The sequence below is a fragment of the Pseudomonas matsuisoli genome, assembly GCF_014647635.1.
In the GTDB taxonomy this organism is placed as follows: domain Bacteria; phylum Pseudomonadota; class Gammaproteobacteria; order Pseudomonadales; family Pseudomonadaceae; genus Pseudomonas_P; species Pseudomonas_P matsuisoli.
On record NZ_BMPO01000009.1, the window covers coordinates 89,002 to 103,440 of the forward strand.

The window sequence follows — 14,439 nt, forward strand, 5'->3', positions numbered from 1 at the left end:
TGATAGCTGAGGCGGGAACCTGCGCGCTTCGTCATCAGTCCAGTTTATAGAGGAAAAAGTATGGGTGGCTTTGCCGTCGCGCGAGCCACACCGCGAACTGAACGGCCCGACCGTGCGGGCCACAAGGAGTAGATATGCCCTCTTTGGACAGCCTGAAAAGCCAACGGACGCTCGATGCCGGTGGCAAGACCTATCACTACTTCAGCTTGCCGGACGCCGCCAAGACGCTTGGCGACCTCGATAAGTTACCCATGTCCCTCAAAGTGCTGCTCGAGAACCTGCTGCGCTGGGAAGACGACGTCACCGTCACCCGCGACGACCTGAGCGCACTGGCCGACTGGCTGAAAGAGCGCCGCTCCGACCGTGAGATCCAGTACCGCCCTGCCCGGGTGCTGATGCAGGATTTCACTGGCGTCCCCGCTGTCGTTGACCTGGCAGCCATGCGCGCTGCCGTTGCCGAAGCCGGCGGCGACCCACAAAAGATCAATCCGTTATCCCCCGTCGACCTGGTGATCGACCATTCAGTGATGGTGGATAAATTCGCTACGCCCAGTGCATTCGAAGAAAACGTCGAAATCGAAATGGAGCGTAACGGCGAGCGCTATGCGTTCCTGCGTTGGGGCCAGAAGGCCTTCGATAACTTCCAGGTCGTGCCGCCCGGCACCGGCATTTGTCACCAGGTAAACCTCGAGTACCTCGGCCGTACCGTCTGGACCAAAGAAGAAGACGGTAAGACGTTCGCCTTCCTCGACACCCTGGTTGGCACCGACTCGCATACCACGATGATCAACGGCCTGGGCGTCTTGGGCTGGGGCGTCGGCGGCATCGAAGCGGAAGCCGCCATGCTCGGCCAGCCCGTGTCGATGCTGATCCCGGAAGTGATTGGTTTCAAACTGACCGGCAAGTTGCGCGAAGGCATCACCGCCACCGACCTCGTACTGACCGTGACGCAGATGCTGCGCAAGAAAGGCGTGGTCGGCAAATTCGTCGAATTCTACGGTGATGGTCTTGCGGATTTGCCGCTGGCCGACCGCGCCACCATCGCCAACATGGCGCCTGAATACGGCGCGACCTGCGGATTCTTTCCGGTCGACGACATTACGCTGGATTACCTGCGCCTGAGCGGCCGTCCGCAGGAAGCCATCGAGCTCGTGGAAACCTATTGCAAAGCCCAGGGCTTGTGGCGCGAACAAGGCCATGAGCCGGTCTTCACGGATAGCCTGTCGCTGGACATGAGTACCGTCGAAGCCAGCCTCGCCGGCCCGAAGCGGCCTCAGGATCGTGTCGAGTTGCCCAAAGTCCCTGCGGCCTTCAATGACTTTCTCGGCCTGCGCTTGAAGCCCGCGCCCAAGGAAGAAGGCCGATTGGAAAACGAAGGCGGTGGCGGCGTAGCAGTCGGCAATGCCGATCAGGTCGACGGTATCGATTACGAATACGAAGGCAGCACCCATCGCCTGCGTGATGGAGCGGTCGTGATCGCAGCCATTACATCCTGCACGAACACCTCCAACCCCAGCGTCATGATGGCCGCAGGCCTGGTCGCGAAAAAAGCCGTGGAAAAAGGACTGCAGCGCAAGCCATGGGTGAAGAGCTCGCTCGCACCCGGCTCCAAGGTCGTGACCGAGTACTTCCAGGCTGCGGGGCTTACGTCGTATCTGGACACGCTTGGCTTCGAGCTCGTGGGTTACGGATGTACGACTTGCATTGGCAACTCCGGCCCCCTGCCCGACCCGATCGAAAAGGCCGTGCAACAAGGTGACCTCACCGTCGCTTCCGTGCTGTCCGGTAACCGAAATTTCGAGGGACGTGTCCATCCTCTCGTTCGCACCAATTGGTTGGCGTCTCCGCCGCTGGTCGTGGCTTATGCCCTTGCTGGTACGGTGAAGGTCGATCTGTCCAGTGAATCGCTGGGCAACGATAAAGACGGCAATCCGGTGTACCTGCGCGACATCTGGCCGACCCAGAAGGAAATTGCCGACGCCGTACAGAAAGTCGATGCCACCATGTTCCGCAAGGAATACGCCGATGTCTTCGCGGGCGATGAGAAATGGCAGGCGATTTCGGTGCCCGAGGCCGAAACCTATGTTTGGCAGGACGACTCCACCTACATCCAGCACCCGCCATTCTTCGAAGGCATCGCCGGCGATCCCCCCCGCGTACAGGATATCCACGACGCCCGCATCCTCGCGTTGCTAGGGGATTCCGTTACAACGGACCACATCTCGCCCGCTGGCAACATCAAGGCGGACAGCCCAGCGGGCCGCTATCTCCGCGAACACGGCGTGGAGCCGCGGGACTTCAACTCCTACGGCTCACGGCGGGGCAACCATGAGGTGATGATGCGCGGCACCTTCGCCAATATCCGCATCCGCAACGAGATGCTGGAAGACGAAGGCGGCGTGACGATTCACGTGCCCAGCGGCGAGAAAATGGCCATCTACGATGCCGCCATGAAGTATCAGGAAGCGAACACGCCGTTAGTGATCTTCGCTGGCAAGGAGTACGGCACCGGTTCCTCGCGCGACTGGGCCGCAAAGGGCACCAACCTGCTCGGCGTGAAAGCGGTGATCGCGGAAAGCTTCGAGCGTATTCACCGTTCCAACCTGGTTGGCATGGGCGTGTTGCCGCTGCAATTCAAGGACGGTCAAGACCGCAAGAGCCTTCAGTTGACTGGTAAGGAAACGATCACCCTGACTGGTATCGACGGCGTCGAGTTACGCCCGCACATGCCGATTGGGCTGGAAATCACCCGTGAAGACGGCTCGCGCGAGCAAACCGAACTGCTCTGCCGGATCGATACGCTGAACGAAGTGGAGTACTTCAAGGCGGGCGGCATCCTGCACTACGTGCTGCGGTCATTGCTGGCGGCGTAAGTGCGTTGAAGAAAAGCCCGCGTTCCGGCAATGAGGAACGCGGGCTTTTTTTAGATCTTGAAGAGCGATCGCCCACAAGTGGGCTCCTACACAAAGCGCGCTCTACTGTAGGAGCCCACTTGTGGGCGATCGCTCTTATGCATCTTCACTTATCGCGCTCAAATCAACGGCGCACAGACGCCTCCAAATCCTCTTCCGGCACCTTGTCACCCGGATCCTTCCCGTCAGGATGGGAATGCTCGATCACCGCATTCAACTCCGCACCGAACAGCATCACCGCCGCCGAAATATAGAAATACAGCATCAGCACGATAATCGCGCCGATACTTCCGTACATGGCGTTGTAGTTCGAGAAATTCTGTACGTAATAGCCGAATCCTACGGAAGCGACGATCCAGACGAATACCGACAGCACCGACCCTGGCGTGATAAAGCGAAACTTCTGTCGCACGTCGGGCGCAGCCCAATACACCAATGCCACCGCGAACACGCTCAACCCAATCGCCGCCGGCCAGCGCAAGACCGACCACAGCAACACCGTGACCTGATCGAGGCCTACGTAGTGCGCCATCCAGTTCAACACCTGCGGCCCGATCAGCATGAAACCGGCAGAAAGCTGCAGAAGAATCGCCAGCCCGATCGTGTACGCGATCGACAGTGGCACGCGCTTCCAAACGGGACGTCCTTCCTTGACGTCATAGGCCTTGTTCATCGCGTCCATAGCCGAGCGAACCCCGGCAGACGCCGTCCACAGCGCCACCACGATGCTGATGGAGAACAATCCCGCCTGCTGCTGTTGCAGCTGGGCGAGCGTGGTATCCACCTGCTCCATGGCCTGGCCGGGCAGTAACAGCCGCGCCTGTTCACGCAGCCAGTCGAAGAAATTCTGCAGGTCGAAGTAGCCCAGCAGCGCGATCAGAAACAGCAGAAATGGGAAAAGCGAGAAGAACATCTGGTACGCCAGTGCCGCCGCGTACGTCGGCATCTCGTCATCGATGAATTCGTTGACCGTGCGTTTGATCAGGGAAAAAGGACGCTGTCCTCGTGTGAGATAGCCGAGCATGACGATCCTTGGCAAAGCGACTGTAGGTGTTGATGTTCGGACCCAGCGGCACCCGCCAAGTTCTGGCTGCGGACGCCGCCTACCCGCGCTGTCCAGTTATCCAGCGAATGGAACAGGAGCGAGCGCAGCTGGTTCGAACTTAAGTTCGGATCGAAACCATACGCGCGTAGAGACGACATTCCAAAAAAAGCATGTGGAGAGTTACGACATGAGTAAACCTGTAGATCCCAACGTTCATGGCTGGGAACGCGCCGCGTCGATTGCCGGCGGGCTGCTATTGCTCGGCAAAGGCGTTCGCAAAGGCGGCCTCGGCGGCATGCTGCAATTGGCGATGGGTGGAATGGCTGTAGCACGCGGCTTTAGCGGTAAATGCGCAGCGAAACGCGCCATTGCGGAAGCCCTGAACGAGCGAGAGGACGCGCGGCTGGCGCACAGCTCAGCGACAGCCGTCCGCGGCACGACCGTTGCCGGACACGACTCATTGGTCGTTCCGCCGCCTGGTGCAGTCAGCGACCCAAAGGCATCACTGTAAGCAGACCCTCCACGCGCCCCGCTCCGTAGGGCGCGTTCTGCCTGGCAGGTTTTAACGCACGAACATCCTCCACAACGAGTCGTGTCATGCATTGGCTTTAGCCGCTCGGCTCGGCACAATGCCGGCATGACTCCTCCCCATGACGTTCCCCCCTGGCTTAGTCCGCCGGCTCAGCAGTGGCCGTTGCCACGCGTATTGCCGAATGCCGGCTGCACCCTGGTCACCGTAGATAGCGAGCGATTCGAGCTTTCTGCATTCGATTCGTTGTCGATCCCCTGTCCGAACCCTATCCGCGGCGCGGTCAAAAAACGTCAGGCCGAGTACCTAGCAGGTCGCTTCTGCGCTGCGACGACGCTTGCAGCGCTGGGCTCGCCATCGCAAGTGCTTTCAGCCGATGACGAAAACGTACCGCAATGGCCTTCCGGTTATTGTGGATCCATCACCCACAGCAAAGGCCGCGTGGCGGCCGTGTGTGCAAGAACTAATAGCTGGCGCTCTATAGGCGCCGACCTTGAATTGATCCTGACCTCCTCTCGGGCACAGCGATTGGCGGGCGAAATATTGACGCCCACCGAGCAAGCCCGTTTTCGCACCCTTGAACCCGCCTTCCTGACGACACTGGTCTTCTCGCTCAAGGAGAGCCTTTTCAAAGCGCTCTATCCGCTTTGCAGGACACGGTTTTATTTTCAGGATGCTGAAGTGATCGACATCGACGACAGCGGCGACGTGCACCTGCAATTGCTCTGCGATCTTTCTAAAGAGTGGTCCCATGGCACCACCGTCACCGGCCAGTACGCCGTTATCGATGAGCACATGCTCAGCCTGATCGCTATACCTGCCTAGCTCGCCGCGTTTCATTAACTACGCCGCTCTGTCCGGTCCAAACCACCAAACTGTGGGAGCGGGCCATGCCCGCGATCGCGAGCACCGCTCGCGCCAACAGAAAGCCCAGGTTCGAACGAACGGCCCACCACTCCGCCCAAACAAAAAAAGCCCGTCACAAAGACGGGCTTTTCTTTACCGCTTCGCTCAGGTGCGAGCCGGTGCTTCAGTGACTGGTGTCTCCGGCGGCGTTGCAGCCGCTACCGCAGGACCTTCGGCCAGACCTTTCTGCAAGGCTTTCTCGTCCAGCTGACCGCACCACTTGGCAACCACGATGGTGGCAACGCCGTTGCCGACAAGGTTGGTCAGTGCGCGCGCTTCCGACATAAAGCGGTCGATACCCAGGATCAGCGCCAGACCAGCAACCGGCAGATGGCCAACGGCAGACAGCGTAGCCGCCAGCACGATGAAGCCGCTACCCGTGACGCCAGCAGCACCCTTGGACGCAATCAGCAGAACCAGCAGCAGTGTGATCTGGTGGGTAATGTCCATTGGCGTGTCGGTGGCCTGGGCGATGAACACCGCAGCCATCGTCAGGTAGATGGAAGTACCGTCCAGGTTGAACGAGTAGCCAGTGGGGATAACCAGACCGACGACAGACTTCTGCGCACCCAGCTTTTGCATCTTGTCGATCATGCGTGGCAGCGCGGTCTCCGAAGACGACGTACCCAGAACGATCAGCAGTTCTTCGCGGATGAACTTGATGAACTTGATGATGCTGAAGCCGTGGGCGCGCGCGATACCGCCAAGCACCACGAGCACGAACAGTACGCAGGTCACGTAGAAGCAGATCATCAGCTGGCCGAGCTGGACCAGCGAACCTACGCCGTACTTACCAATGGTAAAGGCCATCGCGCCCATCGCGCCGAGCGGAGCGACCTTCATTACGACGCCGATAATGTTGAACATCACCTGCGAAACACGCTCGATGAACTCGAACACCGGACGACCGTAGTCACCCAGGCGATGCAGCGCGTAACCGAACAGTACCGAGAAGAACAGCACCTGCAGAATGTCACCATTGGCGAAGGCGCCGACGACGGTGCCTGGAATGACGTTCATCAGGAAGTCGATGGTGCTTTGCTTCTCACCGGCAGCGGCATAGGCCGCGATGCCCGATGCATCGAGCGTGCTGGCGTCGACATGCATACCCGCACCTGGCTGGACGATGTTGACGACCACGAGCCCAATGACGAGCGCGACGGTGGAAACGATCTCGAAATACAGCAACGCATAACCGCCGGTCTTGCCGACCGCTTTCATGCTTTGCATGCCCGCGATACCGGTAACGACCGTACAGAAGATGATAGGCGCGATGACCATCTTGATCAGCTTGATGAAACCATCGCCCAGCGGTTTCAGCGCCGCGCCGGTTTCAGGGTAGAAGTGGCCGATCAGGACACCAATGACGATCGCAAAGAGAACCTGAACGTACAGGATCTTGTAGAACGGTTGGCGAATGGGGGCTTCAGCGGACATGGCAGAACCTCGATGGTGCGTGCGCTCGAATCCTTCGTACACACATGACCTGAATGCTTACACCTTCCTGCTCTGGAAGGATTTGTTTTATCCCAACGGGTGGCGTCGGTCTGAAGGTGTAGATAGCAAACGCTGTGCCCAACTTGGGAAATCGCGTCGAGAGCCCTATTTACGGGCGCCCCAGCTCATTCGCTTATGCGGTGGATACGTGACCAATGGCGATTCCCCGCCACTGCCATAAGTGCCGCTTACTCCTGGCGGCGGAAATCCGCCTTACCCATTACGCGTTGCCTATTGCCTCCTGGTGGCTGACACGGCAACGCCCGCATCCCGTACAAACGCAGCCAACAGCCCCTCTGCGTCGCATTGACGGATTGACAAACGAACACAACATATAGTGGTAGGGGCTGCGCCAAACTTTCATATTCATTCGCTAAAAAGGCACGACGAACGGCCTATCTCGGTGGATGCCAGAAAGCGCGCCCGCTACAGCGAAGTACACAAAGGTAACCCACAGACTTATCCACAAGCCGACCGGGTTTCGACACCTTGCCACTGATCGGAACAACCACTATCTTGTAGCGCCATCGGGAAACGCCAACTACATATGGTGTCTCTAGCAAAATTTCACCCATAGTGAACTTGACGCGCCATAAGCTATCAACAGGCCGTTGGGCAAGTGGTTTTGGGCATTTTTTGTATAGAAAGCCGTTATTTTCAGGCCGGTTTCGCGTCATGTGCGCGTACATGCGTAACCGGTGAGGCAATTTTACGTCGTTCTTCGTAAACACTAGGGGTTGTGTTCGACTGATCTGACGTACATAGCCATAGCAATCCATAGACGTCGATATCCGGCGTCCGCCGTACCGATTAACGCGTGTTGGCCAGACGGCAGTACGCGGCAATGAATTTTTGAAATGAACAGGGGCGTCACAAGCGCCCTGCCTCTATTTGGAACGTGGAGAACCTCCTCATGCAGACAGACACCACTCGCGAAAACCCGCAGGCCGGAGCGCCAAGGTCCGCCGACAACGGCCTCGACCTGAACGCCACCGCCCCAGGGCAGCTGCGTGTGATCAAACGCAACGGCACCGTCGTCGCCTACACCGATGACAAGATCACCGTTGCGATCACCAAGGCGTTCCTCGCAGTGGAAGGCGGCAATGCCGCCGCGTCGTCGCGTATCCACGACACCGTTCGCCGCCTGACTGAACAAGTCACCGCGACCTTCAAGCGCCGCATGCCTTCCGGCGGCACTATTCACATCGAAGAAATCCAGGATCAGGTCGAACTGGCCCTGATGCGTGCCGGCGAGCAGAAAGTCGCTCGTGACTACGTCATCTACCGTGAAGCACAGACCGCCAAGCGCAAGCAGGAAAACAGCGGCAGCGACATCGCCCAACCGCACCCGACCATTCGCGTCACCAAGGCCGACGGCAGCACCCAGCCGCTGGACATGGGCCGCCTGCAAACCATCATTTCCGAAGCCTGCGAAGGTCTGGCGGAAGTCGACGGCGCGCTGATCGAGCGTGAAACCCTGAAGAACCTGTACGACGGCGTCGCCGAGAAGGACGTCAACACCGCTCTGGTGATGACCGCCCGTACGCTCGTCGAGCGCGAGCCGAACTACAGCCAGGTGACTGCCCGCCTGCTGATGGACACCCTGCGCGCCGAAGCTCTGAGCTTCCTTGGCGTGGCCGAATCCGCCACTCACCACGAAATGGCCGATCTGTACGGTAAGGCCCTGCTCGCCTACGTCGAAAAAGGCTCCGAGTTCGAACTGATCGACTCCAAGCTCAAAGGCTACGACCTGAACCGCCTGGGCGCTGCGCTGAACCACGAGCGCGACCAGCAGTTCACCTACCTCGGCCTGCAAACCCTGTACGACCGCTACTTCATCCACAAGGATGGTGTGCGTTTCGAACTGCCGCAGATCTTCTTCATGCGCGTTGCCATGGGCCTCGCCATCGAAGAGAAGTCGGACCGCGAAGCTCGCGCGATCGAGTTCTACAACCTGCTCTCCTCGTTCGACTACATGTCGTCCACCCCGACGCTGTTCAACGCCGGCACCCTGCGTCCGCAGCTGTCCTCGTGCTACCTGACCACCGTTCCGGACGACCTGTCAGGCATCTACGGCGCGATCCACGATAACGCCATGCTTTCCAAGTTCGCCGGTGGCCTGGGCAACGACTGGACTCCAGTCCGTGCGCTCGGCTCTTACATCAAGGGCACCAACGGCAAATCCCAGGGCGTCGTCCCATTCCTGAAAGTGGTCAACGACACCGCCGTTGCCGTGAACCAGGGTGGCAAGCGCAAGGGCGCCGTTTGCGCGTACCTCGAAACCTGGCACATGGACATCGAAGAGTTCATCGAGCTGCGCAAGAACACCGGTGACGACCGTCGCCGTACCCACGACATGAACACCGCGAACTGGATTCCGGACCTGTTCATGAAGCGCGTCTTCGATGACGGCCAGTGGACCCTGTTCTCGCCTTCCGACGTACCGGATCTGCACGACCTCACCGGCCGCGCCTTCGAAGAGCGCTACGAGTACTACGAAGAGCTGACCAAGTACGGCAAGATCAAGCTGTTCAAGACCCTGCCGGCCAAAGACCTGTGGCGCAAGATGCTCTCGATGCTGTTCGAGACCGGCCACCCATGGCTGACCTTCAAGGACCCATGCAACCTGCGTAGCCCGCAGCAGCACGTGGGCGTGGTTCACAGCTCCAACCTGTGCACCGAGATCACCTTGAACACCAACAAGGACGAGATCGCGGTCTGCAACCTGGGTTCGGTGAACCTGGTGAACCACATCGTCGACGGCAAACTGGATCTGGCCAAGCTCGAGAAGACCGTCCGCACCGCTGTGCGCATGCTCGATAACGTCATCGACATCAACTACTACAGCGTGCCGCAGGCGAAGAACTCCAACTTCAAGCACCGTCCGGTCGGCCTCGGCCTGATGGGCTTCCAGGACGCCCTGTACCTGCAGCACATCGCCTACGGTTCCGATGCCGCCATCGACTTCGCCGACAAGTCCATGGAAGCCATCAGCTACTTCGCCATCCAGGCCTCCTGTGACCTGGCCGACGAGCGCGGCGCGTACTCCACGTTCGAAGGCTCCCTGTGGAGCAAAGGCATCCTGCCGCTGGATTCCCAGCAGATCCTCATCGAGGCCCGTGGCCAGAAGTACATCGATGTCGACCTCACCGAATCCCTCGACTGGGCACCGATCCGCGAACGCGTCAAAGGCGGCATCCGTAACTCGAACATCATGGCCATCGCGCCGACCGCGACCATCGCCAACATCACCGGCGTATCGCAGTCCATCGAGCCGACCTACCAGAACCTGTACGTGAAATCGAACCTCTCGGGCGAATTCACCGTGATCAATCCCTACCTCGTTCGCGACCTCAAAGCCCGCGACCTGTGGGACCCGGTCATGGTCAACGACCTCAAGTACTACGACGGTTCCGTACAGCAGATCGAGCGCATCCCGCAGGACCTCAAGGACCTCTACGCCACCGCGTTCGAAGTCGAGACCAAATGGATCGTCGATGCCGCCAGCCGCCGCCAGAAGTGGATTGACCAAGCGCAGTCGCTGAACCTCTACATCGCCGGCGCCTCGGGCAAGAAGCTCGACGTGACCTACCGCATGGCCTGGTACCGTGGCCTGAAAACCACCTACTACCTCCGTGCCCTGGCCGCGACCAGCACCGAGAAGTCCACCATCAACACCGGCAAGCTCAACGCGGTTTCCAGTGGCAGTGGCAACGAAGGCCGTCAGGCCGCACCGGCCCCGGTCGAAGCGGCCGAGCCGAAGCCGGCACCAGTGCCCCTGGCGTGCTCCATCGACAACCCCGACTGCGAAGCCTGCCAGTAAGTAGTTAGGCAGGACGCGAGAATCCGGACCGCGTTCGCGTCGTTGCCCGACGGAGCGGCCCCCATCACGTACTCAAGTACGCTCAGGGGCTCCGCTCCGCCAGGCGCCTAGCGACCACTCGCCCGGCTTCACGCTCAGTCATAGCAACCCCTGTAGGAGCCAGCTTGCTGGCGATTGCTTCGCTCTTCTGTAGGAGCCCACTTGTGGGCGATCGCTCTTGCTTCTGCCCTCGCTCCTACCACTAAAACGAAACACCCGAACCACCTAAAACGCACCACCCCGCGACCCACTGGCTCTACGCCCCGTCGCCCACATTCGAACCACCCCCGGCCGCATCACCGCCGGGCTCCGCGAAGACCGGCCAACTGCCCTCCTCGCCACCATGATTAGCTTTTTTGCGTGCAACACCAACGCAACCAACATTCACGACCGGCCACACCGCCGGCCCCGACCAGGAGACCTCACCATGCTGAGCTGGGACGAATTCGACGCACCTGAAGAAGGCACCACCCCCGTCGCGCCACAAAAAGCCGCGCCACAGGCCGCTGCCGGCAACTTCGACAAACTCGACCACGAAGCCGCCAGCGCCGTGCAGGAAGCCCGTGCCGTCGACGCCAGCGACTCCTCCGCCGTTGCTCGTGCCAAAGCCGCGTTGAACGACCTCGACATCCAGGAAGGCCTGGATGACCTTGAAGGCTCCGCCGCCCGCGTACACGTCGGCGACAAGCAGATGATCAACGCCCGCGCCGACCTCAACCAGCTCGTACCCTTCAAGTACGACTGGGCCTGGCAGAAATATCTGGATGGTTGCGCCAACCACTGGATGCCGCAGGAAGTGAACATGAACGCCGACATTGCTCTGTGGAAGAGCAAAGACGGCCTCAGCGAAGACGAGCGCCGCATCGTCATGCGCAATCTCGGCTTCTTCTCCACCGCCGACAGCCTCGTCGCCAACAACCTGGTCCTGGCCGTCTACCGCCTGATCACCAACCCCGAGTGCCGCCAGTACATCCTGCGTCAGGCGTTCGAAGAAGCGATCCACACCCACGCCTACCAGTACTGCATCGAATCGCTGGGCATGGACGAAGGCGAGATCTTCAACATGTACCACGAGATCCCGAGCGTCGCGAAGAAAGCCTCCTGGGGCCTCAAGTACACCCGCTCGATCTCCGACCCGGAATTCAAGACCGGCACCCCGGACACCGACCGCCAGTTCCTGCGCAACCTCATCGCCTACTACTGCGTACTCGAAGGCATCTTCTTCTACTGCGGCTTCACCCAGATCCTCTCCATGGGCCGCCGCAACAAGATGACCGGCACCGCCGAGCAGTTCCAATACATCCTGCGCGACGAGTCCATGCACCTGAACTTCGGCATCGACGTGATCAACCAGATCAAGATCGAAAACCCACACCTGTGGGACGCCGACATGAAAGACGAAGCGACCCAGATGATCCTCCAGGGCACGCAGCTCGAAATTGAATACGCCCGCGACACCATGCCCCGCGGCGTCCTCGGCATGAACGCCGCGATGATGGAGGACTACCTCAAATTCATCGCCAATCGCCGCCTCACCCAGATCGGCCTGAAAGAAGAATACCCAGGCACCGCCAACCCATTCCCATGGATGAGCGAAATCATGGACTTGAAGAAAGAGAAGAACTTCTTCGAGACGCGGGTTATTGAGTACCAGACTGGTGGGGCTTTGAGCTGGGATTAATAATTACGAGCCAATAATTAAGCCCCGTTTAAACGGGGCTTTTTTTGAGAGAAGTCATATGAAGTACAACGATGTTATGATTTCAAACGTTTTCATGGAAAGAAGCAAGTTTGTCGTAGTAGGCCTAACTGGGAGAACTGGCTCCGGATGCACTACAGCTGCAAGTATTTTAGAGAGCGGTGAGACCCGACTTCCCAGCCTAGATGAAATAAAATACAAAGGTAAGCCATTTTACGACTCCCTTGACCAAAATCGGTACGAGATTCTAAAAAGATACCGAGAAAAGAATAACCATAAATTCATAGCTATAAAAGTTAGCGACCTAATATCTGCATACATCTTAGATTTATCTACCGAAGAAGCTTTCGACTTTATCAAATGCGCTAGCAGAAAAGCTATTGATGAAGATAAATTAGATAAAGTCTTGACGCTTGGTGCTTTGAGTCAAAATCGACTTAATCGTCAGTTTAAGGGTTTAAGCCAAAAACTCTTAAACCACAATCTAGAGCTAAACCCTACAGAACCAGAAAAGAAAAACTTTATACGATTTCTTACGTTAATCCGAAAGTTTACCAGGGATTTCAAGAAAGAACTTCAAGAAATAAACAACGACCTATATGTATCCGCATATCAAGCAGCGGGAAACTCGATAAGGAAAGTTGGCCGAGTTTCAAAGAACGCAGAATCCGAACAAGCGAACCCAGACAGTGTTTTTCACCTACCTGAAACTATAAATAGAGTCATAAAAATCCTGCGAAAAACTCAGGATCGCACCCTTGTTGTCATTGATGCCATACGAAATCCCTACGAGGCTCGATACTTTAGAGACCGGTATTCAGCGTTTTATCTCGTATCTATAAATACACCTGACGAAGACCGAAAGACATACTTACAAGAAGTACATAAATTTTCACATCAAGAGCTGCTTGATCTGGACCGTCACGAGTCCGGAAAAGACAAATCAAAACATTCTGAATTCATCAAACAAAATGTAAAGCAGTGTATTCAGGCGTCGGACATTCATATATTCAACCCTAGGAATGAGCTGTCTAACCACAATATCCTTCGTGCACAGTTGACCTGGTATGTTGCGCTTATTATGCATCCAGGTCTTGTTACGCCGACGCCGATGGAAAGAGTCATGCAAATGGCTCATACCGCTAAGAGTAACTCTGGATGCATTTCTAGGCAGGTCGGAGCAGTAGTTACAGAAGCAGACTACTCCATCAAATCCATAGGATGGAATGATGTAGCACAAGGTCAGGTACCCTGCAATCTACGTTCACTCGACGGACTCGCACACTCGTTCGACGAGATTACTTACAGTCAGTATGAAAGAACCAATTCAGAGTTTAGAGAACATGCCAACAAGGAACTCATTAAGCTTAAAAGCTTAGAGTCAACCGCCGGGCGCCCTCTATCATATTGTTTTAAAGACATAAATAACTCGTTACCCAGCAACCAGTCAAAATCAGGAAACCAAGTTCACACTCGTGCGCTGCATGCAGAAGAAAATGCGTTTCTACAACTAGCAAAATTTGGGAGCACTGGTATTTCTGGAGGTAAATTATTTACAACCGCAAGCCCTTGCGAATTATGCGCTAAAAAAGCATACCATCTAGGGATAAAGGAAATAATTTACATTGATCCGTACCCGGGGATTGCTACCGAACATATCATCGCCGCCGGCATAAACCCTCCAAAGCTCATTCAATTCAAGGGAGCTGTAGGACGTGGATTTTATCAACTTTACGAAGCCCCTTTAGCTTATAAAGACGAACTCTACCTATTGCAGGAGGCCAACTAGCACTATTTAAACAAAACCTTACTTCTACAGCGAAGCGAGGTAGCCTGGATGAGGCGCTTGGAAAAGGCTTCGCCGTTTTCCATCCTACGTTCGGCAACACGGAATGGTCGGCGGGCACGATGGCTTAATCTCTGTAGGGTGGATAACGCTTCGCTTATCCACCGAGCGACATAAGGAGATTCGACGAGTCTCTTGACCCA

General features: G+C 57.3%; 8 protein-coding genes. 6 read left to right on the forward strand and 2 right to left on the reverse strand.

Annotated features, from left to right (window positions below):
- The first annotated feature begins 134 nt into the window (after window positions 1–134).
- Complete coding sequence (gene acnA / locus IEY47_RS17615; protein WP_188985097.1) at window positions 135–2,873, forward strand: aconitate hydratase AcnA; 2,739 nt, start codon at window positions 135–137, stop codon at window positions 2,871–2,873.
- A gap of 163 nt (window positions 2,874–3,036) precedes the next feature.
- Here the strand turns inward: acnA and IEY47_RS17620 are convergent, their stop codons facing one another.
- Window positions 3,037–3,936: a YihY/virulence factor BrkB family protein gene (locus IEY47_RS17620; RefSeq protein ID WP_188985099.1), complete on the reverse strand. Its 900-nt coding sequence runs from the start codon at window positions 3,934–3,936 to the stop codon at window positions 3,037–3,039.
- Window positions 3,937–4,144: 208 nt separating this feature from the next.
- On the opposite strand from IEY47_RS17620, the gene IEY47_RS17625 reads away from it, so the two are divergent.
- Both IEY47_RS17625 and IEY47_RS17630 read left to right on the forward strand, forming a co-directional pair.
- Entirely contained in the window at window positions 4,145–4,468 is a 324-nt protein-coding gene (locus tag IEY47_RS17625) for a YgaP-like transmembrane domain (protein WP_188985101.1), read from the forward strand.
- A gap of 126 nt (window positions 4,469–4,594) precedes the next feature.
- Entirely contained in the window at window positions 4,595–5,311 is a 717-nt protein-coding gene (locus tag IEY47_RS17630; protein ID WP_188985103.1) for a 4'-phosphopantetheinyl transferase family protein, read from the forward strand.
- Window positions 5,312–5,497: 186 nt separating this feature from the next.
- On the opposite strand, the gene IEY47_RS17635 is transcribed toward IEY47_RS17630, so the two are convergent.
- Complete coding sequence (locus IEY47_RS17635; protein WP_188985106.1) at window positions 5,498–6,829, reverse strand: dicarboxylate/amino acid:cation symporter; 1,332 nt, start codon at window positions 6,827–6,829, stop codon at window positions 5,498–5,500.
- A 973-nt stretch (window positions 6,830–7,802) separates the two neighbouring features.
- Here IEY47_RS17635 and IEY47_RS17640 point away from each other — a divergent pair.
- The 3 genes from IEY47_RS17640 (at window position 7,803) to IEY47_RS17650 (ending at window position 14,239) form a co-directional block, all read left to right on the forward strand.
- Window positions 7,803–10,712, forward strand: coding sequence for a ribonucleoside-diphosphate reductase subunit alpha (locus IEY47_RS17640; protein ID WP_188985108.1), 2,910 nt, complete (start codon window positions 7,803–7,805; stop codon window positions 10,710–10,712).
- 466 nt (window positions 10,713–11,178) lie between these two features.
- Window positions 11,179–12,432: a ribonucleotide-diphosphate reductase subunit beta gene (locus tag IEY47_RS17645; protein WP_188985110.1), complete on the forward strand. Its 1,254-nt coding sequence runs from the start codon at window positions 11,179–11,181 to the stop codon at window positions 12,430–12,432.
- A gap of 58 nt (window positions 12,433–12,490) precedes the next feature.
- The gene (locus tag IEY47_RS17650) at window positions 12,491–14,239 is read left to right on the forward strand and encodes an anti-phage dCTP deaminase (RefSeq protein ID WP_188985112.1); all 1,749 of its coding nucleotides are present in this window, start codon (window positions 12,491–12,493) and stop codon (window positions 14,237–14,239) included.
- Window positions 14,240–14,439 lie beyond the last annotated feature (200 nt).